Raw genomic sequence first — 23,842 nt, 5'->3', positions numbered from 1 at the left:
CTCCTCGTTCAGTGCGCGGCAGCGGCGGTGCGCCGCTCGACCAGCTCGGTCATCCGCGTGACGGTGCGGAAGTTGTCCAGCTTCAGGTCCTCGTTGGGGATCCGCGTGGCGAACGCCTTCTCGATGAACATGACCAGCTCCATCGCGAACAGGGAGTTCACGAACCCCAGTGCGAAGATGTCCTGCTCGTCGGTGAACGACAGACTGGGGAACTTCGCCCCGATGAAGGCGCGGATCTCGCCTCGGACGTCCTGCGTCATGGTGGATGCCTTTCTCGTGGTACGGAAAGTGGGATGCGGCGAGCCTTCAGCCGCTGTAGTTGTAGAAACCCTTGCCGCTCTTGCGGCCGTGCAGTCCGGCCGCGGTCATCTGCTTGAGCAGGGGGCAGGGGCGGTACTTGCTGTCGTTGAACTCGTCGTAGAGCACTTCGACGCTGTAGAGGATCGTGTCGACGCCGATCAGGTCGGCGGTCTCGAGCGGGCCCATCGGATGCCCGAAGCAGCCGCGGAAGACCTCGTCGACGGTCTCCGCGTCCGCGACTCCTTCGTGCACGAGGAAAGCGGCCTCGTTGACGGTGAGCATCAGCACGCGGTTGGAGACGAACCCGGAGGCGTCGTTGACCGGGATCGGCTTCTTCCCCATCGACAGCAGCAGCTCGCGCACGATGTCCTTGGTGGACTCGCTGGTGTGGTAGCCGGGGATGAACTCGCACGACGGCTTCATCGGCACGGGGTTCATGAAGTGGACGCCCATCACCTTGTCCGGCCGGCGGGTGAGCGCGGCGACCTTGGTGATCGGGATGGCGGAGGTGTTGACGACGAACACCGTGTCGGCTTTGCAGGCCTCGTCGAGTTTCGGGTACAGGCGGGACTTCAGGTCCCAGTTCTCGGTGATGTTCTCGATCACGACTTCGGCTTCGGCGAGCAGCTCGAGTTCGGTCCCGAAGGTGATCCGGCCGAGTACGGCGGCCGCGTCGATCTCCGGTCCGCCGAGCATGCGGCTCATCCGGCATTCGAGTTCGATCCGGTCGCGGGCGTCGGCGAGTTTGCCCGGGTCGACGTCGATGAGCACGGCCTCGTGCTCGCTGGTGGCGAGGTTCTGCGCGACCCCGGTGCCCATCACACCGGCGCCGACGACTCCGACGAGGGTCATCGTTCCTCCTTGGCTGCGTTGCTCGTGGTCAGGTCCAGCACGCCGTCCAGCCGGCCGTGGGCGGCCCGCACGGCGTCGGCGCCGCCGGGGTGTTCTTCGGCGAACAAGACGGTCGCGCCCAGTTCGGCGCCCAGCCGGGCGGCCAGATCCCGGGCGGTGACGTCGAGTTCGCCTTCGATCAGGTAGACCGGCCTGGCGGACCGGGCGCCGAGTGCGACGTCGGCGGCGGCCTGGGTCGGCTCGATCCAGTAGCGGTCGCGCTGGAACGGGTAGCCCGGCAGCGTGGTCTTCCTCGGGTCGCGGCCGTCGTGATAGGCCCGCCAGTCGATGTCCGCCCCCGAGAGCCAGGCGCGGCCGAGCGCTTCGGTGAGCACGGCCGTGTCCTGGCGGGGGTCGGCCTCGCCGGGCAGGGTGGGTACCAGCAGCGGCCACGAGGTCTGCGGGAAATCGGGGTGACCGCGGAACATCGAGCCGAGCGACTGCCCGGCTCCCAGTTCCAGCAACACGGTATCCGGGGAATCACTGGCAATTTGCTCGATCATCGCGGCGAACCGCACCGGACGGCACATGTGCTCGGCCCAGTAGCCGGGATCCTTCAGCTGCTTCGCGGTGATCGGCGCGCCGGTGACGTTCGACAGGTACGGAACCTCCGGCTCGCGCGGTGTGAGGTTCTTCCGGGCCCACGCGGTGAGTTCGGCCGCGGCGGGGCGCAGGGCACGCGAGTGGAAGGCGTGCGTCGTGCGCAAGGGCCGCGCGGGGACGCCGTGTTCGGCGAGCGCGGCGGCCAGCTTCTCGACGCCGTCACCCGCGCCGGACACCACGATCATCCGCGGCCCGTTCACCGCGGCGACGTCGACACCGAAAGCGGTCACGTCACCCACCAGTGCGGTGAGTTCGGTGGTGCCCAGCGGTATCGCGGCCATCGAGCCGGTCGGCAGCTTCTCGATCAGCTTCGCGCGGGTGGCCACCAGCGCGGTGGCTTCCCGCAGCGTCAGGGCGCCCGCGAGCGTGGCGGCGGCGAACTCGCCGACGCTGTACCCGGCGAGCAGGGAGGGCTGGACGCCCCAAGCGCGCAGCAGACGTCCGAGCGCGTAGCCGAGCGTGAACACGGCGGGCTGGGTGACCGACGGCGCCGCGTCCTCGCTGTCGGTGGCGCGGCCCAGCAGCCGGGCCAAGTCGCCTCCGTCGGAGCCGCGAGCGCCGTGCAGGCTCTCCGTCGGGTCGACGCCGAGATGAGACCGGAACAGCGCGGCGCATTCGTCGACGGCGGCCTTGAACTCCGGCTCGCTGTCGTACAGGCCGCCGGCCATGCCGCGGTACTGCTCGCCGACCCCGGCCAGCAGGAAAGCCGCCTTCCGCGGCTTCGTGTCCGCCTCGGCGATCACACGGGTTTCGGACGTGAACGCGTCGGCGGCGTCGTCCACAGAGGACACGACGGTCATCCGGCGGTGGTCGAAGGCCTTGCGCCCGTTGTGCAGCGTGTAGGCGACATCCGCCAGATCTGTCCACTCAGGACGGTCTGCGGCGAGCCTGCCGGTCATCGCGTCGGCCGCTTCCTGGGTCCGCGCGGACCAGGCGAGCAGCTGATGCGGCCGGGCGGCCGGACGTTCCGGGAAGTCCTCGGGAGCTTCCTCGATGACGACGTGGGCGTCGGTACCGCCGAAGCCGTACGCGCTGACCCCGGCCAGCCGCGGCCGCTCACCGCGCGGCCAGTCGGCCAGTTCGGTTGGCACGACGAGTTTGTCGCCGCTGTGGGCCAGCTGCGGGTTGGGCTTCTCGAAGTTGACCGGCGGCGGCTGCTTCTCGTGGTGCAGCGCCAGCGCCGCCTTGATCAGGCGGGCGATCCCGCCCGCCTGGTTGATGTGCCCGAGGTTCGCGTCGATCGAGCCGAGCGTGACCCGCTCGACACCGTCGACGTCGAAGATCTTCTGCAGCGCCGAGATCTCGGCGACGTCACCGAACGGAGTGCCCAAAGTGGACACCTCGATGTGGTCGATCTCGGCGGGTTCGACGTCGGCGGCGGCCATCGCCTCGGCGACGACGGCGGCCTGACCGGGCACACCCGGCAGGTTGAACCCCTGACGCGCGCGGTTGCCCTCGTGGTGGATGGCCCAACCGCGGATCACCGCGTAGATCCGGTCGCCGTCGGCCAGCGCGTCCTCGAGCCGCCGCAGGACGACGACGCCGAGGCCGTTGCCGGGCACCTTGCCGTTGGCGCCCGCGTCGAGGATCCGGTTGATCCCGTCGGGCGCGAACCGGCTCCCCTCACGGTAGAGGTAGCCCGGTTCCTGAGGCACGACAACGGAAACCGAACCGGACACCACCAGATCGGACTCGCCGGTGAGCAGGCTGGAGCACCCTTGGGCGACGGCGGCGAGCGCTGTCGAGCTGCAGCTCTGCACGCTGACCGAGGGTCCGGTCAGGTCGAGCGCGTAGGACAGCCTGGACGCGATCAGGTCCTTCTCGTTCTGCAGGATCAGTTGGTCCGGGCCGACGGTCAGCGCGGTGACGTCGTTGGACAGCAGATTCGACAGGAGGTAGGTGCTCGGGGCGCCGCCCGCGAAAACGCCTGCCAGGCCTTCGATCCGGTCCGGGTCTACGCCCGCGTCCTCCAGCGCGTGCCACGCGCATTCGAGGAACAGCCGGTGCTGCGGGTCGAGCAGTTCGGCGTCGGTCCGGTTGTAGCCGAAGAAGTCGGCGTCGAAGCGGTCGATCCCGGGCAGCAGTCCGGCCGCGGGGACGAACGCGGGATCGTCGGCCACTTCGGCGGGAACACCCGCGGCGAGCAGTTCGGCGCGGGTCATCCGGGTGATGCCGTCGCGGCCTGCGCACAGATCGGCCCAGAACTTGCCGATGTCGGGCGCGCCGGGGAAGTTCCCGGCCATGCCGACGATCGCGATGTCGTCGCCGGTGTCCCGTTCTCGCGTGGTCATGGGGTGGTTCACCTTCCGGTCCGGCTCGGGCGTTTGCGGAGCTTCGCGGTGCGGGCGCGGCGGCGTTCGCCGCGGGCGGAGACGTCTTCGGCGGGTTCGGCGGCCGCTTGGGGTGCGCCCGGTTCACCGAGGAGCGTGACGAATTCGGCGATGGTCGGTTTTTCGAACAGGCTCGCCGGGGCCAGCTCGACGCCGAACTCCTTGGCGACCCGGCCGATCAGCACCAGGCCGATCAGCGAGGTGCCGCCGAGGTCGAAGAACGGGTCGTGCACGCCGACCTCTTCCAGGCCGAGGCAGTCGCACCAAGCGGCGGCGACGCGCTCTTCCGCCGGGGTGCGCGGGGCGACGTACGCGGTACGCAGCTCGGGCCGCGGGTATCGCTCCCCGGTGGGGATCGCGGCGTCGGCGCCGACCAGCGCGTCGACCGAACCCATCCTGGCCAGCGCGGCCAGCACGTCGGTCAGCGGGAGCGGGAGCACGGTCACCAGCGGCTCGCCGGAGGCGACGATCCGCGAAAGCAGTTCGGTGCCTTCCTCGGCGCCGATGCCGAACTCTTCGCGGAACTTGCGCGAACCCTCCTGTGCTTCGGCGGAACCCGAGAGGCCGGACGACGTCCAGGCATCCAGCTGCCAGGGGCCCCACGCGACCGACACGACCTGCTTCGCGGGACCACGTCCACCCGCCGACGCCGAGGCGACCCCGTCGAGGAAGGCGTTGGCCGCGGAGTAGTCGATCTCGCCGACGCCGACGGTGAGCGTCACGGTCGAGGAGTACAGGACCAGCAGGTCGACCGGTTCGACGCGCAGCGCGTCGGTGAGGGCGAGGGTGCCGTCGATCTTCGGCGCCAGCACCGCGGCCGCCTGCTCGCGGGTCTTGTTCTGGAGCAGGCCACCACCGGCGATCCCGGCCGCGTGCACGACACCGTCGAGATAGCCGAAGTAGCCGCGGACCTCGGCCAGCAGCGCGGCGGCCTCGCCGGGGGCGCTGACGTCGGCTCGCAGGGTCAGGACGTCGGCGCCGAGGGCCCGCAGATCCCGCACCGCCAGCAGCACTTCGCTCGTGCGGTCGTCGACACCGTGCTCCCGGATCCAGTCGTCCCAGGTCTCTTCCGGCGGCAGTTCGGAACGGCCTGCCAAGGCGAGGTTCACGCCCAGCGGCGCGAGCCGCTTGGCCAGCGCCAGGCCGAGAACGCCGAGCCCGCCGGTGATCAGGTAGGTCCCACCGGGCTTCCACGCCAGCGCGTCGTCGGTCTCCGGCAGCTCGACGACGTCGAAGCCGCGCAGCCAGCGCCGTCCACCGCGCCAGGCGGCGACGGCCACCCCATCGACGGTGTCCACTGTGGACGCCGCGAGCAGGTCGAGCTCGTGGATGGCTTGGGCGACCTTGTCGCCGGTGCGGTCGAAGTCCGCGTACTGCGCGTGGACCAGCGGGTACTCGGCGGCGATCGCGTCGGCCGTCGCCGCGATGGTCGGAGCGAAGACGTCGGTGGCGTCCCCGCCGAGGACGTCGAATCCGTTGCGGCCCAGCGCGAGCAGGTCGACCCGGCGCCCGGCGCATTCGGAGCCGATGGCCTTGCCCAGTGACAGGAGGCTGTAGAAGCCGGACTCGAGACCACTGGTGGTGAGGCCGTGGGCGTGCACGATCCGCAGCGGGCCGTCCCCGGCGAACACCGGGTGGGCCAGATCGGAGGTGACCGTGACGCGGTGCCCGGCTGCTTCCGCCGCGGCCGCGAAGCCGTCGGCGAACTTGCCCGGCTCGGCGAGCAGGATCAGGTCGCCCGGCGTCGCGGGCATCCGGCGGGTGGTGTCCCGGTGCCAGGTGGGCGTGTGCGCGGCCAGACCGGCGCGGACCGGCGTCTCCTGCTCGGACATCTGGTCGAGCGACCAACCAGCGCCCCGAGACGCGACCTCCGGCCAGTAGCGGGTGCGCTGGAAGCGGTAGCCGGGCAGGGAAACGAACCGTCGATCCGGTCCCGCGCCGTCCGCCCAGCCGATCTGGACGCCGTGCTCCCAGAGCGCGCCGAGCGCGGTCAGCCAGGCACGCCGTCCGGCCCCGGCCGCCGGCTCCGGCAGCAGCGAGACCACCGGCGTCTGCGGCAGGTAACGGCCGGCCGCCTCGGCGCCGTCGTCCCCGAGCCCGGCTTCGACCAGGACACCGGCGTACTTGGCCAGCGCCAGCAGACCGTCTTCGAAGCGGTCGTCCGCGATCCGCCAGTGCGCCGGATCCGCGGCTTCGGCGGCGGTGAGCACCGTGCCGGTGCGGGGCGAGATCACCGGCACCGTCGGTGTTCCCGCCTGCGGAACCTGCCCGCCGAGTGCGAGATCGAGGCCCTCGGAGAGGCTGAACAGCCCACCCGCGACGGCGGCGACGCATTCGCCTGTCCCCCGGCCGAGCACCACCGCAGGTTCGAGACCCCACGCGGTCAGCAGCCGGGAGAAGGCGTACTCGACGGCGAAGACCACGGCCCGCTCGTCGGCTTCGGCGGTGCCGTAGAGCGCGCCGAGCAGATCCACGCGACCGTCCAGCAGGGCCGCGCACTCGTCGATCGCCGCCCGGAAGGCGAGTTCGGTGCGGTACAGCTCGTCGGTGGTGTCCTGCCAGGCGCCGCGAGTGCCGGGCAGCAGGAGACCGAAGCGCCGCTTGTCGGTGACGGCCGAACCGCCGGTGACAGCGCGCAAGGCCGTGACGGCGTCGTCGTGATCGCGCACCAGCACCGCCTTGCGGACCGGAAGCGCGCTGCGCCCGGCCTGGGTGGTGAAAGCGATGTCGGCCAGTTCTCCGGTCAGGTTTTCGGCCAGAGCCTCGGCGTTGGCACGCAGTCCCGCTTCGCTCTGGGCGGAAACCGTGAGCAGCTGCCATTCCCCGCCCGGGCCAGCGGCCGGAGCGGGCGCCGCCTGGTCGAGGACGAAGTGGACGTTCGAGCCGGACCAGCCGAAGGAGCTGACACCCGCGCGCAGCACTCCGGCGGCGTTCGCCGGGAACGGCCGCGCCTCGGGGACCGGGCGTACCGTGCCGTCCACGGTGACCACCGAGTTCGGCGTGCTCATGTGCAGGTTCCCCGGCAGGGTGCCGTGTTCGAGCGACAGCACCGTTTTGATCAGCCCGGCCATTCCCGCCGCGGCGAGCGTGTGACCGACGTTCGTCTTGACCGCGCCGACGTAGAGCGGCTCGGGGGCGTTGCGCTCGCCGAAGATCTCGCCGAGCGCGGTGAACTCGATCGCGTCGCCGAGCTGCGTGCCGGAGCCGTGCGCCTCGACGTAACCGATCTCGTCGGGGGCGACCCCGGCGTCGGCCAGCGCCGCGCGGATGACCGCGTTCTGCGCCGCGCGGTTCGGTGCGGTGAGGCCGTTGCTGCGGCCGTCCTGGTTGGTCGCGGTGCCGCGGATGACCGCGCGGGTACGGTGCGCCCGGCCGACCTCGCCCGCCCTCCGGAGCACGACGACGCCGCCGCCCTCGCCGATGACGTAGCCGTCGGCGCTCTCGTCGAAGGTCTTGGTGCGGCCGTCGACCGCGAGCATGCTCATCTTGCAGGACTGGATGAAGACGTCCGGGTTGATCATCGCCGAAGCGGCGCCGACGATCGCGATGTCGCACTCGCCCCGGCGGAGGCTCTGCACGGCCAGATGTGCCGCGCTCAGCGCCGACGAGCAGGCGGTGTCCACGGTCAGGCAAGGCCCGCGCAGGTCGAGCAGATGCGCGATGCGCCCGGCGGCGGCGGAAAGCGAGCTGCCGAGCCCGAAGTAGGGGTCGTCGGCCGCGTCCATGCCGTCGGCTTCGAGCTGCCGCATGCTGTACTGCATGGTGTCGATCAGCCCGGCGAACACGCCGGTGCGGCTGCCGCGCAGTTCGTCGGCGGTGAGCCCGGCGTCCTCGATGCCCTCCCACACCAGCTCCATGAGCAGCCGGAACGTCGGGTCGAGGCGCCGCGCCTCCTGGGGCGAGAGGCCGAAGAACGCGGCGTCCCAGCCCGCGATGTCGTCGACGAACGCGCCCTGCTGCGTGTACGCCTTGCCCGGCGCGGTGCGGTCGGGGTCGTAGTAGTCGGCGGCGGCCCAGCGGTCCGGCGGGACTTCGCGCACGAGATCCTTGCCCTGCACCAGGTTCTCCCAGAACTTCTCGGGAGTGTCGCTGCCGCCCGCGAAACGGCAGGACAGGCCGACCACGGCGACGTCCTGGCCCGCGGCGGCAGGGCCGGTGACGACGGTCCGGGTCTCCTGCGAGGCCGGGGTGAGCGCGGCCAGCAGGTGCGCGGCCAGCGCGGCCGGGGTCGCGTGGTCGAACACCATCGTCGGCGGCAGCGCCAGTCCGGTCTCGGTGTTGATCCGGCCGCGCAGTTCGATGGCGGTGAGCGAATCGATGCCCAGTTTGGTGAACTGCTGCCCGGCCGGGACGCCGTCGGTGTGCCCGAGTACGGCGGCGGTGTGGGTCAGGACCAGTTCGGTGACGACGCGTTCGCGTTCGGCTTCGGGCAGTCCGGCGAGCCGGGTGCGCCACGCGTCGGCGGCTTCGGCGCCCTCGGCGGCCTGCGCGGCTTCGGCCTCGGCGATGGCGACGACCTCGGGCAGGTCGGCCAGCAGCGGGCTGGGCCGCAGCGCGGCGAACGGCGGCGCGAACTTCTCCCAGGTCAGTTCGGCGACGGTCAGCGCGGTCTCGTCGCGATCCAGCGCCTGGCCGAGCGCGACGAGGCCGGTCCCGGGCGCCATGGCGGGAACGCCGAGCCCGCTGAGCATCTCGTCGAGGTCCGCGCCGACGCCCATGCCGACCTTGCCCCAGCGACCCCACGCGATCGACGTCGCGGGCAGGCCGTGCGCCCGGCGCCGCTGCGCGACCGCTTCGAGATGCGCGTTCGCGGCGCCGTAAGCACTCTGGACCGCGTTGCCGATGGAGGCGGCGATCGAAGAGAACAGCACGAAAGCGTCGAGGTCGAGTCCGTCGGTCAGTTCTTCGAGGTTGCGTGTCCCGGCGACCTTCGGGCGGAGGACATCGGCGTAGCGCGTGCGGTCCATCGTCTCGATGAGGCCGAGTTCGAGGACTCCGGCGAGGTGGAAGACGGCGCGGAGGTCGTCGCGGATCGGGTCGATGACCGCTGCGAGGGCGTCCTTGTCGGCGACGTCGCAGGCGGCGATGGTCACGCGATCGCCTGCCAGTTCGGCCGCGCCGGGTGCGTCTTCTCCCTGGCGTGACACGAGAATGACGTGCTCGGCGCCATGTTCGACCAGCCACCGGGCGACGATCCCGCCCAGGCCGCCGGTACCACCGGTGACGAGCACGGTGCCGCGCGGCCGCCAGGACCGCTTGGGCTCACTGGATTCGGCGTGCGCCAGCCGCCTGCCGAAAGCGCCGGCCGCGCGGACGGCGACCTGGTCTTCGCCGCGCGGGCCGGTGAGGACACCGCGCAGCAGGGACACGACCCGCTCCCCCGGCTCGGCCGGAACGTCGACGAGCCCGCCCCACGCCTGGGGATTCTCCAGTGCGGCCGCGCGGCCGAAGCCCCACAGCTGGGCTTGCGCGGGTGCGTCCGGCGCGTCGTGGGCGCCGGTCGAGACGGCGCCGCGAGTCAGCGTCCACAGTGGACCTTGAGGGTCACGTGCGGCCAGTTCGCGCACCAGCGCCATGGTGGCCTCGGCGCCGAAGGACACTCCGTCTGTCTCGGTCTCGTCGAGGGCCAGCAGGGACAGGATGCCGTCGAAAGTCTCGTCGGGCAGTTCCACACGATCGGGCTGGTCGACGACCAGCCGCCGCACCTCGGCACCGGACAAGGTCTCAAGAGCGGTCGCGGCCCACGGGTGTTCCCTCGCGGAGGTGACCAGCAACCAGCGGCCGGTGGCCGTGGTCGTCGCGGGAGTGAAAGGCTGCCAGCGGACGTGATAGGCCAGCGAAGCCGCTTCGGCCGACAGGGATCGGGCGCGGCGGTAGCGCGACAGCGCGGGCAGAACCGTGCCGAGCGGGGCTTCGACGTCGGACAGCTTCAGTTCGGCGGCGAACTCGCCGACGTCACCGGACTCGACCACCGACCAGAACCGGCCGTCCTCGGCCGCGGGCACTCCCGCGCCCGGGTCTTCCAGCCAGAAACGCTTGCGCTGGAACGGATAGGTCGGCAGCGTGACCACCCGCGCGCCGCTGCCGCCGAGGTAGGCGGGCCAGTCGACGCGGGCGCCGTTGGCGTGCGCGAGCCCCAGCGCGGTGACGAGCGTGGCCGCCTGGTCGCGGTCCTTGCGCTGGGTCGCGGCGAAGACCGCGCCGTCGGGACGGACCGAGCGGCCCATCGGGGTGAGCGACGCATCCGGGCCGAGCTCGAGGAACGTCGTGACCCCTTGGCCGTGCAGGGTTTCCACCGCGTCGGCGAACCGGACGGTGCCGCGGACGTGCTCGGCCCAGTACTCCGGGTCGGTGAGCCTGTCGGCGTTCTCGCCGGTCAGTGTCGAGACGACCGGGATCGAGGGCTCGTGGTAAGTCAGGGTCCGCGCGACCGCGGCGAACTCGGCGAGCATCGGCTCCATCAGAGCCGAGTGGAAGGCGTGGGAGACGGACAGCCGGGTCGTGCGCCGGCCCGGGAAGCGTTCCGCGACAGCGGTTGTCGCCGCCTCGGCACCGGACAGGACGACAGCGCGGGGTCCGTTGACCGCCGCGAGCGCGACGCCGTCGGAAAGGTACGGGCGGACCTCGTCCTCGGTCGCTTCCAGCGCGATCATCGCACCGCCCTCGGGCAGCGCCTGCATCAGACGGCCTCGGGCGAGGACCAGCTTCGCCGCGTCCTGCAGGGAAAGCACCCCGGCGACGTACGCGGCCGAGAGTTCGCCGACCGAGTGCCCGGCGAGGAAGTCCGGAGTGACACCCCAGGAAGTGACGAGCCGGAAGAGCGCGACCTCGAACGCGAACAGGGCGGGCTGGGCGAATTCGGTGCGGTCGAGGCGCGCGACGTCGGTACCGAACACGACGTCCCGGACACCGGGCAGGTGCGTGCAAGCCTCGTCGAAAGCGTCGGCGAACACCGGGAAGCACTCGTGAAGCCGGCGGCCCATGCCGAGCCGCTGCGAACCCTGGCCGGTGAACAGCACGGCGAGCCGTCCGGCGGTGTCGCTGCCGGTGACCGTGCCCGCTTCGCCGCCCGCGAGGGCACGGAGACCGGCGGCCAGCTCAGCGCGGTCTGCGCCGGTGACGACGGCTCGGTGTTCCATCCCGGCGCGAGTGGTGGCCAGCGAGAGCGCGACGTCGACCGGTTCGGCGCCGGACTCGTCCACAGTGGACAGCAGCGCGGCGGCCTGTGCGCGGACGGCGGCGGGAGAAGCACCGGACAGCACGTAGGGAACCACCGGCGGGGCGACTACTTCGCGGTCCGCGGCGGGTTCGTCGAACGGCTGTTCCAGGACGACGTGCGCGTTGGTGCCGCTGATCCCGAACGACGACACCGCCGCGCGGCGCGGCCGGTCCGTGGCGGTCCAGGGGCGGGCCTTGTCGAGCAGCTCCACCGAACCGGCCGACCAGTCGACGTGCGGGGACGGCGCGTCGACGTGCAGGGTCGCGGGCAGCGTGGCGTGGCGCATCGCCTCGACCAGCTTGACGATCCCGGCGAGTCCGGCGGCGGCCTGCGTGTGGCCGATGTTGGACTTCACCGAGCCAAGCCATAGCGGCGTTTCCCGATCCCGGCCATAAGTGGCCAGCAGAGCCTGCGCCTCGATCGGGTCGCCCAGCGCGGTACCGGTGCCATGCGCCTCGACGACGTCCACGGTGGACGCTTCGATTCCGGCGTTCGCCAGCGCCGCGCGGATCACGCGCTGCTGCGACGGGCCGTTCGGAGCCGTCAGGCCGCTGGAGGCGCCGTCGGAGTTGACCGCGCTGCCGCGGACGAGCGCGAGAACCGGGTGGCCGTGGCGACGGGCGTCGGAAAGGCGTTCCAGCACCAGCATCCCGGCGCCCTCGGCCCAGTTCGTACCGTCGGCGGCGGCCGCGAAGGGCTTGCAGCGCCCGTTCGGGGCGAGTCCGCGCTGGCGCGAGAACTCGACGAACGCGCCCGGCGTCGCCATCACGGTGACACCGCCGGCCAGCGCCAGCGTGCACTCCCCCGACCGCAGCGCGCGGGCCGCGAGGTGGACCGCGACCAGCGAAGACGAGCATGCCGTGTCGATCGACACCGACGGTCCTTCGAGACCGAGCGCGTAGGAAACCCGGCCGGACACCACACTGCCGGAGGTGCCGATTCCGAGGTAACCCTCGTGTTCCTCGGGCAAGGCGGTCAGCCGCGACGCGTAGTCGGTGAACCCGACCCCGGCGAACACACCGGTCGCGCTGCCTTTGAGCGAGAGCGGGTCGATCCCGGCCCGCTCGACGGCCTCCCACGCCGTCTCGAGCAGCAGCCGCTGCTGTGGATCGGTCGCCTCGGCCTCACGCGGCGAGATGCCGAACAGTTCGTTGTCGAACTCGGCGGCGTCGTGCAGGAAGCCGCCTTCGCGGACGTAGCTGGTGCCCGGGACCGACGGGTCGAGGTCGTGGATCGCGTCGGTGTCCCAGCCACGGTCGGCGGGGAACGGCGAGATCGCGTCGACGCGGCCGTCGACCAGTTCCCACAGCTGTTCCGGAGTACGGACCCCGCCGGGGAAACGGCAGCTCATCGCGACGATCGCGATGGGCTCGGTCTCCTTCTCCCGCGCGTCCGCCAGCTCGCGGCGGCTCTCACGCAGGTCGGCCGCCATCCGCTTGAGGTAGTCGACGTACTGCTCTTCCGAAGGCATGGGTCACGGCTCCTGAGTGTCTGTCGCGGATGTCAGCGCGGGCCGAACTCGTTGTCGATCAGCGCGAGGAGGTCGTCCGGGGAGGCGGCTTCGAGATCGGCGGTGGCGTGCGCGGGCTTCTTCGCCGCCCAGGCCGACACCAGCCGCTTCAGCCGTCCGTCGATCTCCGCGTCGCCGGGGTCGGCCCCGTCGAGCAGGGCTTCGAGCCGGGTGATCTGGTCGGTCACCGCGGCACCGGCGCCGGTCTCGGGGGCGAGTTCGGTCTGGAGGTACTTGGCCAGCGCGTCCGGCGCCGGGTAGTCGAAGACGACCGTCGTGGGCAGGGTGAGCCCGGTCGCCGCGGCCAGCGCGGTCCGGAACTCGACCGCGGTCAGCGAGTCGAAACCGAGGTCGAGGAAGCCGCGTCCGGGGGCGATCGCGGCCGCCCCGGCGTGCCCGAGCACGGCCGCGGCCTGCCCGCGCACCAGATCGAGCAACGCGCGTTCCTGCTCCGCTTCGGCCAGCCCGGCGAGCTTGAGACGCAGTTCGCCGGCGTCGGCCGCCGCTGCCCGGCGCCGCACCGCGGGAGCCAGATCGCGCAGCACCGGCGGGAGCTGCCCGGCCGCGGCGAGCCCGGCTCGATCGAGCTTCACCGGGACCGACGCCGCCAGGTCCGTGGCCAGTGCCGCGTCGAACAGCGCCAAGCCTTCCTCGGTACTCAGCGCGGGGAAACCGTTGCGGTTCAGCCGTTGTCCGGCTTGCTCGCCGAGCGCCCCGCCCATGCCGTCGGCCCAGCGGCCCCAGGCCAGCGAGCGGGCGGGCAGGCCGAGCCCCTTGCGGTGGACCGCGAGACCGTCGAGGAACGCGTTGGCGGCGGCGTAGTTGCCCTGCCCCGCGTTGCCGAGCACTCCGGCGGCCGAGGAGAACAGGACGAACGCCGCGAGTTCGTGGCCCTTCGTCAGTTCGTGCAGATGCCAAGCGGCGGCGGCCTTCGGGCCGAATACGGTCGCGAGCCGCTCCGGGGTGAGCGTGTCGACGAGGCCGTCGTCGAGGACACCCGCCGCGTGCACGATCCCGGTCAGTCCGGGGATTCCGGCCAGCAGGGTTTCGACGGCGGCGCGGTCGGCGACGTCACAGGCTTCGATCCGGACGTGCGCGCCGAGAGCCTTCAACTCGTCGGACAACTCGGCTGCGCCGGGGGCGGCCGGGCCGCGACGGCTCGTGAGGACCAGGTCGGTGACACCGTGCGTCTTCACCAGGTGTCGCGCGAGGTGGGCACCGAGCCCGCCGGTGCCGCCGGTGACGAGCACCGTTCCCCCCGCCAGCTCCGGTGCTTCGGCGACGGAGCCACGCACCTGCGCGAGCCTTGGCGCGTACAGCTTGCCTTCACGCAGCAGCAGCTGGTCTTCACCGGTCGCCAAGGCCTTGCCGAGAACCGCGGTGTCGCCATCGCCGTCGACGAGGACGAACCGGCCCGGGTTCTCCGATTGCGCGGCGCGCACCAGACCCCACACCGCGGCGGCGGCGGGATCCGCACCGTCCTCTTCGGACAGTGCGACGGCGCCCGCGGTCAGCACGACCAGGCGGCTGTCCGCGTACTTCGGGTCCTGGAGCGCGGCGAGCACGGTCGCGGTCGCCGTCCGAGCCGCGTCGGCGACGTCCCCGGCAGGTTCGGCGAGTTCGAGCACCACCGCGTCGGGCAGCTCCGCGCCGAGGTCTTCGAGACGGGCCCACGACGTTTCGCCGTCGGCCGCCGGAACCGGTGTCCAGACCAGCCGGTGGAGCGACTCGCTCGGCGTCGTCACCACCGCCGGACGCTCGCCGAAGGTCACCTCGGCGGACAGCACCGGGGCACCCGCGAGATCGAACACCGCCAGTTCCCCCGCCGGGCTCAGACTCGCCCGGACGGTGGTGGCGCCGGTGGCGTGCAGGGTGACGTTCCGCCAGGTGACCGGCCAGCCGTGCTCGGCGAGCACCGGGTCGACCAGGCTCGGGTGGAGGCCGAACAGCTGCGGAACGTCGTCCGGCACGGACAGCTCGGTCAGGACGTCGGGGACCGCCGGTGCCGGGGCGGGCGCGGTGACCAGGAATCCGGTGCCGTGCCGCTGCCAGTCCTTCCCTGCGCGGGTGTGGATCGAGACCGGGCGCCGTCCGTCGTCCTCGGGGCCGACGGCGACCTGGACCTCGCGGTCCCCGGTCAGCGGCGCCTCGACGGCGAACTCCGCCAGGGTGCCCGCGCCTGCCTCGTCCCCGGCGCGGATCGCGAGTTCGACGAGCAGCGTGTCCGAGGGGTCGGACGGCAGGACTCCGGTGCACAGGACCGAACCGTCGTCCGCCGAGGTGACCGCGGAGGCCAGGACCGGATGGCGCAGGCCGCCGGCGACCCGCGCCACGGCCGGTTCGCGCAGCCAGTACCGCTCGTGCTGGAAGGCGTAGGTCGGCAGGTCGATCACGCGCGGGTTCGCGGGGGCGAAGAACGCGGACCAGTCGACGTCGATCCCGCGGACGTGCAGGCGGGCCAGCGCGGTGACCACCGCGGTGGGCTCGTCGCGATCGTCACGCAGGGCGGGGATCGCCTCGCCGGACCCCGCGGCCAGTGCCGAAAGCACCGCCGCCGGGCCGATCTCGAGGAAGGTCGTCGCGCCTTCGCCGGTCAGGGCAGCGAGTGCGTCGGCGAACCGGACCGGTTCCTGCACGTGCCGCACCCAGTACGCGGGATCGGTCAGATCGGCCTGCTCGGCGACGGTCGACACGATCGGGATCCGCGGTTCCGAGAACGACAGTTCCCGCACCACTTCGGCGAATTCGTCGAGCATCGGGTCCATCAGCGGCGAATGGAACGCGTGGGAGACGTCGAGGCGCTTCACCTTGCGGCCACGGGCTTCCAGCGCCGCGGCGGCGGCCAGCACCGGTTCCTCCGCACCCGAGAGCACGACGGCGTCCGGGCCGTTGATCGCGGCGACGGCGACCCCGTCGAACTCGGCCACTTCGGCCTCGGTGGCCTGCACGGCGACCATCGCGCCGCCTTCGGGCAGCGCTTCCATCAGCCTGCCGCGGGCTTCGATCAGTTTCGCCGCGTCCTCCAGTGAGAACACGCCCGCGACGTGCGCGGCCGCGATCTCGCCGATCGAGTGCCCCGCGAGGTACGCCGGACGCACTCCCCACGACTCGAAAAGCCGGTAGAGCGCGACTTCCAGCGCGAAGATGGCGGGCTGGGCGGTCCCGGTCCGGCTGAGGTCGCCGTCGAGCGGGAGAAGCGCGGCGACCTCGTCGTAAGCCTTCGCGAAAGCGGGGAAAGCGTTGTAGAGCCCCTGTCCCATTCCGGCGCGCTGCGAGCCCTGACCGGTGAACAGGAACGCGAGGCGGCCGGACGCGGGTTCACCGGAGGCCAGCTTCCGCAGTCCGGCGCCAGGCTCGCCGACGAAGACCGCGCGGTGCGGGTGATGGGTACGAGTGGTCGCCAGCGAGAAACCGGTGTCGGCCGTGTACTCCACAGTGGACAGACGGGAGGTTTGCGCCGCCAGTGCCTCCGGCGTGCGTCCGGAAAGCAGCAGGGGCACCACGGGCAGCGGCCGCGAGGGCTCCGGCTCGGCTTCGGCCGGGGCCTGTTCGAGGACGATGTGGGCGTTCGTGCCGCTGATGCCGAACGACGACACCCCGGCGCGGCGCGGCTGTCCGGTCTCCGGCCACGGCGTCCGCTCGGTGAGCAGGGAGATGTCGCCGGTGGTCCAGTCGACGTGCGGGGTCGGCTCGTCCACGTGCAGGCTCGCCGGGACGACACCGTGGTTCATCGCCTCGACCATCTTGATGATCCCGGCGACCCCGGCGGCGGCCTGCGTGTGGCCGATGTTGGACTTGACCGAACCGAGCAGCAGGGGCCGCTCACGGTCGCGGCCGTAGGTCGCCAGCAGGGCCTGTGCCTCGATCGGGTCTCCCAGCGGCGTGCCGGTTCCGTGTGCCTCGACGACGTCCACTGTGGACGCTTCGACGCCCGCGTTCGCCAGTGCCGAGCGGATCACCCGTTGCTGCGAGGGACCGTTGGGCGCGGTGAGGCCGTTGGACGCGCCGTCCTGGTTCACCGCCGAACCCTTGACGACCGCGAGGACGCGGTGTCCGTTGCGGCGAGCGTCGGAAAGGCGTTCCAGCACCAGGATTCCGACGCCTTCGGCCCAGTTCGTGCCGTCGGCGGCCCCGGCGAACGGCTTGCACCGGCCATCCGGTGCCAACCCACGCTGGCGGGAGAACTCGACGAACATGTCGGGCGAGGCCATCACGTTGACGCCGCCCGCCAGCGCGAGCGTGCACTCCCCCGACCGCAGCGACTGCGCCGCCAGGTGCACGGCGACCAGCGAAGACGAGCACGCCGTGTCGACCGACACCGCAGGCCCTTCCAGCCCCAGCGCGTAGGCGACCCGGCCGGAGACGACGCTGCTGAAGGACGCGGTGCCGAGGAAGCCTTCGACCTGCTCGGGAATCGCGCTCAGCCGCGAGATGTAGTCGTTGGACAGGGCGCCCGCGAAGACACCGGTGCTGGTTCCCCGCAGCGAGGACGGGTCGATACCCGCCCGCTCCAGCGCCTCCCAGGAAGTCTCCAGGACCTGGCGCTGCTGCGGGTCGATGGCCAGCGCCTCACGTGGCGAGATCCCGAAGAACTCGGCGTCGAAATCACCCGCGTTGTAGAGGAAAGCGCCTTCGGAGGCGTAGGTGGTGCCGCGGTGGTCGGGGTCCGGGTGGAACAGCGAGTCCAGGGGCCAGTCGCGGTCGGCCGGGAAGTCCCCGACGCCGTCACGGCCGTCGGCGACCAGCTGCCAGAGTTCGGCGGGTGAGGTGACCTCGCCCGGGTACCGGCAGCCCATACCGACGATGACGATGGGGTCCTCGTGGATACCGGCCCCGGCCGTGGTGGGGGGTACCACGACCGGGGCCGGCGTCTCGTCCCCGACGAGTTCGCCGCGCAGGAAGACCTTCAGCGCGTCGGGCGTCGGGTGGTCGAAGACGAGCGTCGCGGGCAGCCGGAGACCGGTCGCGGCGCCGAGACGGTTGCGCAGCTCGACCGCGGTCAGCGAGTCGAAACCGATTTCGTTGAACGCGCGGGTCGCGGCGATGCCTGCCGCGTCAGTGTGGCCGAGGACCAGCGCGACCTCGCGGCGCACCAGATCCAGCAGCAGCTCGTCCCGGTCCGGTGCGGGCAGCCCGGCGAGCTTGCGCCGCAGTTCACCCGCCTGCTCGGCACTGGCCGTCTTGGCCTTGGCGCGTCCGGAACCGCCGACGAGTGCGCGGAGCAGCGGCGAGATCGGGGCATCGCTCCCGCGCACGGTCGCGCGGTCGAACTTCAGGCCCAGCAGGACGGCGTGGTCGAGGCCGACCGCGCGGTCGAACATCGCCAGGCCTTCTTCGGGGTCGATCGGCGGGAAACCGCTGCGGCGCATGCGTTCCTCGCCCGCGTCGCCGAGTTCGCCCTTCATGCCGCCGGACCACAGGCCCCACGCGACGGACTGCGCCGCGAGACCTTCGGCGCGACGGCGAGTGGCGAGACCGTCGAGGAAGGCGTTGGCGGCGGCGTAGTTGCCCTGGCCCGGGTTGCCGAGCACCCCGGCGGCCGAGGAGAACTGGACGAACCAGCGCAGCGGCAGGTGCGCGGTCAGCTCGTGCAGGTGCCAGGCCGCGTCGGCCTTCGGGGCGAGGACACGATCGAGACGTTCGGGGTTCAGCGCGTCGATAGGGGCGTCGTCGAGGACACCGGCCGCGTGGACGACAGCAGTGAGCGGATGCTCCGCCGGGATCGAGGCCAGCAGGGCGGCGACGGCGTCGCGGTCTGCGCTGTCACACGCGGCGATGGTGACCGTCGCGCCACGGGCTTCGAGCTCGGCGGTCAGCTCGGCAGCGCCGGGCGCGTCCGGGCCACGACGGCTGGTCAGCAGCAGGTGCCGGACGCCGTACTCGGCGATGAGGTGCCGGGAGAGCATCGCGCCGAGGCCACCGGTACCGCCGGTGATCAGGACGGTGCCCCCGGGCTCCGGCCCGCGCGGGACGGTGAGTACGACCTTGCCGATGTGCTTGGCCTGGCTGAGCAACCGGAACGCCTCCGGCGCTCGGCGGACGTCCCAGACGTGACGCGGCAACGGCTTCAGGACACCGTCGGCGAACAGGTCCAGCACCTCGGCCCACATGCGGGAGAACTGCTCGGGTCCCGCTTCGATGAGGTCGTAGGGCCGGTACTCGACGCCGGGGTGCCGCGCGGCGACCTCTTCGGGGTCGCGCAGACCCGCCTTGCCCATCTCGAGGAACCGGCCACCGCGCGGCAGCAACCGCAGGGAGGCGTCCACGAAGTCGCCGGTGAGCGCGTCGAGGACGACGTCCACGCCGCGTCCTTCGCTGGTGTTGAGGAAGTGCTGTTCGAAGTCGAGGGTGCGGGAGTTGGCGATGTGGCCCTCGTCGAGCCCGGCTTCGCGCAGCACGTGCTGTTTGGCGGGGCTCGCGGTGCTGTAGACCTCGGCGCCGAGATGCCGCGCGATCTGGATCGCGGCCATGCCGACCCCGCCGGCACCCGCGTGGACGAGCACGGACTCCCCCGCCTTCAGGCCGGTGAGTTCCTTGAGACCGAAGTAGGCGGTGAGGAACACCAGCGGCACGGACGCGGCTTCCTCGTCGGTCCAGCCGTCGGGGATCCGCGCGCACATCGAGCGCTGCGCGGTGGTGATGGAGCCGATGCCGCCGATGGCGACGCCCATCACGCGGTCACCGGGGGCGAGATCGTCCACTTCGGACCCGGTTTCCAGGACGACACCGGCGATCTCGTTGCCGAGCGGGCCGGGTTCGCCTTCGACCATGCCGAGGACGTTGAGCGCGTCGCGGAAGTTCAGTCCCGCCGCACCGACGCCGACCCGGATGTGCCCGGGCTTGAGGGGTTCCAGGGCCTGCGGGCACGGCTCGAGCCGCAGTTCTTCCAGGGTGCCGCGCGTGGCCATGCCGAGGCGCCACGCGGGTTCGGCGGGCGGGCTCAGCTCGTCGGTTCCCGGGACGGGGCCGAGGCGCAGCGCGGCGAACCCGCTGTCGCGCAAGGTGAGCTGGGGTTCGCCGGTCGCCAGCGCGGCGGCGAGTTCGCTTTCGGAGAGGTCGCCGGTCTCGGTGTCGACGAGGACGACGCGGCCCGGCAGCTCGCTTTGCGCGGAGCGGCCGAGGCCCCAGACCGCGGCGGCCGCCGGGTCGACCTTGCCGGGACCGATCGCGGCGCACGTGACGACGACGAGTTTCGCGTCGGCGAACCGGTCTTCGGTGGAGAACTGCTGCAGGACGGCGAGGACTTCGCGAGTGGCGATCAGGGCACCGGCCGGATCGGTGAAGACCGGGAGCACGACCACCGGCGGCACGGCGCCGCCGCCGACCCGCCCGTGGTAGGCCCACTCGACCGCGGCCGGTTCGGCCGGGGTGGGCACGGGCGTCCAGTCGAGGCGGAAGAGCGAGTCGAGACCGGGGGTCGCCGAGGTGACAGGGGCGAGTTCGCGCAGGGTCAAGGAGCCGATGGTGACGACCGGCGCACCGGTCCCGTCGGCGGCGCGGAGGGTGACGGCGCCGGACGCGGCGGGCGTGAGCTTCAGCCGCAGCGCGGACGCGCCGGTGGCATGCAGGGTGACGTCCTGCCAGAGGAACGGCAGTTTCGCGCCACCCGGCTCATCGGCCAGCAGGCCGATGGCGTGCAGACCGGCGTCCAGCAAGGCGGGGTGCAGGCCGAACTGTTCGATGTCGGCCTTCGCGGTGTCCTCCGGCAGCGCGGTCTCGGCGAAGATCTCCTCGCCGAGGCGCCAAGCCGCCTTGAGTCCTCGGAAAACCGGGCCGTATTCCAGTCCGGCGGCGGCGAACACCGGGTAGACCTCGGTGACGTCGATCGCGACAGCATCGCGCGGGGGCCACTCGGCGAGATCGAAGCTCGCGGCCGGAGCCTGCGGGGCCAGCGTTCCCGAACCGTGCAGCGTCCAGGCGCCGTCACCCGCACGGGAGTAGACGGCGACGGCGCGGCGGGCACTCTCGTCCGGGGCGGCCAGGGCGACCTGGACGTCGAGCGGGCCCGCCAGGACCATCGGCTCGCGCAGGGTGAGTTCTTCCAGCTGCGCGCAGCCGGCTTCGTCACCGGCCCGCAGCGCCAGTTCGACCAGTGCGGTGCCCGGGACGATGACGGTGCCAGCGACCGCGTGGTCGGCGAGCCAAGGGTGGGTGGACGGCGAGATCCGGCCGGTGAGGACGATCCCGGCGCCGTCGGCGAGCGGGACACTCGCGCCCAGCAGCGGGTGGGCGGCGTCGGCGAGACCGAGCCCGCCGGGGTCGCCCGCGCCGCGTCCGCCACGCAGCCAGTAGTTCTCGCGCTGGAACGGGTACGTGGGCAGATCGATCGTGCGGGCGCCGGTGCCGTCGTGGAACGCGGTCCAGTCGACGCGGGCGCCGCGGACGTGCAGTTCGGCCAGCACGGTCATCGCCGTGCGGGCTTCGGGGCGGTCTTTGCGCAGCACCGGGACGACAAGGGTGCCTTCCGGCGGCAGCGTGCGCGCGGCCATCCCGGCCAGCACCGCGTCCGGGCCGATCTCGACGAACCGGGAAACCCCTTCACCGCGCAGGAAACCGATCCCGTCGGCGAACCGGACGGGCTGCCGGACGTGCCGCGGCCAGTAGCCGGGCACGGTGACCTCGTCCGGTCCGGCGAGACGGCCGGTCACATTGGACACCACGGGAATCGACGGCGCCTCGTGCGGGATTTCTTCGGCGATCGCGCCGAATTCGGCGAGCATGCCGTCCATCCGCGCGGAGTGCGACGCGTGGGAGATGTTGAGCCGCTTGATCTTGCGGCCGCGTTCGGCGAATGTGGCGGCCAGTGCTTCGGCGGCGGCCTCTTCACCGGAGACGACGATCGAGTCGGGCGCGTTGAGCGCGCCGATGGCGAGGCCGTCGGTCAGTTCGGCCGCGACCTCTTCTTCGGTGGCCTGGATGCCGATCATCGCGCCGCCCGGCGGCTGGGCCTCCATCAGACGGCCGCGCGCGGTGATCATCCGCGCGGCACCGGCCAGATCCCAGACTCCGGCGACGTGGGCCGCGGCCAGTTCACCGGCGGAGTGGCCGACGACGTAGTCCGGCCGGGCACCCCAGGACTCCAGCAGCCGGAACAGCGCGACTTGCAGGGCGAACATCGCGGGCTGCGCGAAGGTCATCCGGTCGAGGAGCTTCTGGTCGTCGCCGAAGACGACGTCGGCCAGCGGGCGGTCGAGGTGCGGGTCGAGGGCGGCGCAGGCCTCGTCGAAGGCGGCGCGATAGGCGGGGAAGGTGTCGTAGAGTTCGCGGCCCATGCCGCAGCGCTGGGCACCCATCCCGGAGAAGAGGAACGCGGTGCGCCCGAGCAGCGGCTCGCCGGTGACGACGCCGGGGGCGGGTTCGCCCGCGGCGAGCGCGGTCAGTCCCGCTTTGAGGTCTTCCGGGGTACCGACGATCGCGGCGCGTGATTCCAGCGCGGTCCGGGTGGTGGCCAATGACCAGCCGAGGTCGAGCGGGTCGACCTGGTCCACAGTGGACAGCAGGTTGGCCGCGGCAGTCTTGAGCGCGACCGGACCGCGAGCCGACAGCGGCCAGGTCTGGACGGCGGGCGGGATCCGCTCCGGCTCGGCGTCCTCGCTCGCGGGTGCCTGCTCCAGGATGACGTGCGCGTTGGTGCCGCTCATCCCGAACGACGACACCCCGGCCCGTCGCGGACGGTCGCCGGTGTCCCACGGCTTCGGTTCGGTGAGCAGTTCGACGGCGCCCGCCGTCCAGTCGACGTGCGGGGAGGGCTCGTCCACGTGCAGGGTGCGCGGCAGGACACCGCGGCGCATGGCCTCGACCATCTTGATGATCCCGGCGGCGCCCGCGGCGGCCTGGGTGTGCCCGATGTTCGACTTGATCGACCCGAGCCACAGCGGGTTTTCCCGTTCGCGGCCGTAGGTGGCCAAGAGCGCCTGCGCCTCGATCGGGTCACCGAGGGTGGTGCCGGTGCCGTGCGCCTCGACGGCGTCGACGTCGGCAGCGGTCAGCTTCGCGTTCTTCAGCGCGGCGCGGATGACGCGCTGCTGGGCCGGGCCGTTGGGCGCGGTCAGGCCGTTGGACGCGCCGTCCTGGTTGACCGCGGATCCCTTGAGAACGGCGAGGATCCGGTGGCCGTTGCGGCGGGCGTCGGACAGCCGCTCCAGCAGGAGCATGCCAGCGCCCTCGGACCAGCCGGTGCCGTCGGCGGCGGCCGCGAACGCCTTGCAGCGTCCGTCCGCCGCCATCCCGCGCTGCCGCGAGAACTCGACGAACGTCTCCGGCGTGGCCATCACCGTCACCCCGCCCGCCAGCGCGAGCGAGCACTCCCCCGAACGCAGCGCGTGCGCCGCGAGGTGGACCGCGACCAGCGAAGACGAGCACGCCGTGTCGATGGTGACCGCCGGGCCCTCCAGGCCGAGGGTGTAGGCGAGCCGGCCCGACAGCACGCTGTTGGCCGAGCCGGTGCCGAGAAACCCTTCGACCTCTTCGGTTCCGCCGTCGAATCCGGAGACGTACTCGCTGCGCATGGCACCGGCGAACACCCCGGTGGCACTGCCCTTCAACGCGGCCGTGTCCAGCCCCGCCCGCTCGAACGTCTCCCAGGTGACCTCCAGCAGCAACCGCTGCTGCGGGTCCATCGCCAAGGCTTCCCGCGGCGAGATGCCGAAGAAGCCCGCGTCGAACTCACCGGCGTCGTGCAGGAACCCGCCCTGGTCGCTGTAGGTGGTGCCGCGGTGTTCCGGGTCCGGGTGGTAGAGCCCGTCGGTGTCCCAGCCCCGGTTCGCCGGGAAACCTGTCATGCCGTCCCCGCCGCCGTCGACGAGGTCCCACAGTCCTTCCGGTGACGAGACCCCGCCGGGGAACCGGCAGGCCATGCCGATCACGGCCAGCGGCTCGGAGCCGCTTTCCTCGGCTTCTCGCAGGCGACGCCGCGTCTCACGCAGTTCGGCGGTCAGTCGCTTGAGGTAGTCGAGCGTCCGCTCGTCGGTCGTCATGACGGTGGTCCTC

5 protein-coding genes are annotated in these 23,842 nt (G+C 72.1%); all 5 read right to left on the bottom strand.

Annotated elements, in window-relative coordinates; all coding sequences use genetic code 11:
* Nucleotides 1-8 precede the first annotated feature (8 nt).
* The 5 genes from HDA45_RS36595 to HDA45_RS36575 are packed head-to-tail and all read right to left on the bottom strand — an operon-like array spanning nucleotide 9 to nucleotide 23,829.
* Nucleotides 9-260 (bottom strand): acyl carrier protein, encoded by a 252-nt coding sequence (locus HDA45_RS36595; protein ID WP_184903212.1) that lies wholly within the window; start codon nucleotides 258-260, stop codon nucleotides 9-11.
* A gap of 46 nt (nucleotides 261-306) precedes the next feature.
* A complete protein-coding gene (locus tag HDA45_RS36590; protein WP_184903210.1) occupies nucleotides 307-1,152 on the bottom strand; it encodes a 3-hydroxyacyl-CoA dehydrogenase family protein in 846 nt (281 codons plus the stop codon).
* A complete protein-coding gene (locus HDA45_RS36585; protein WP_184903208.1) occupies nucleotides 1,149-4,085 on the bottom strand; it encodes a type I polyketide synthase in 2,937 nt (978 codons plus the stop codon). The genes HDA45_RS36590 and HDA45_RS36585 overlap by 4 nt, the downstream gene beginning before the upstream one ends.
* 8 nt (nucleotides 4,086-4,093) lie before the next feature.
* The gene (locus HDA45_RS36580) at nucleotides 4,094-12,814 is read right to left on the bottom strand and encodes a type I polyketide synthase (protein WP_184903205.1); all 8,721 of its coding nucleotides are present in this window, start codon (nucleotides 12,812-12,814) and stop codon (nucleotides 4,094-4,096) included.
* A gap of 32 nt (nucleotides 12,815-12,846) precedes the next feature.
* A complete protein-coding gene (locus HDA45_RS36575; protein ID WP_184903203.1) occupies nucleotides 12,847-23,829 on the bottom strand; it encodes a type I polyketide synthase in 10,983 nt (3,660 codons plus the stop codon).
* Nucleotides 23,830-23,842 lie beyond the last annotated feature (13 nt).

The sequence above is a fragment of the Amycolatopsis umgeniensis genome, from assembly GCF_014205155.1.
Taxonomy (GTDB): Bacteria; Actinomycetota; Actinomycetes; order Mycobacteriales; family Pseudonocardiaceae; genus Amycolatopsis; species Amycolatopsis umgeniensis.
The sequence above is the reverse complement of the archived record's forward strand: the minus strand, read 5'-3'. Positions and strand labels throughout refer to the sequence as shown.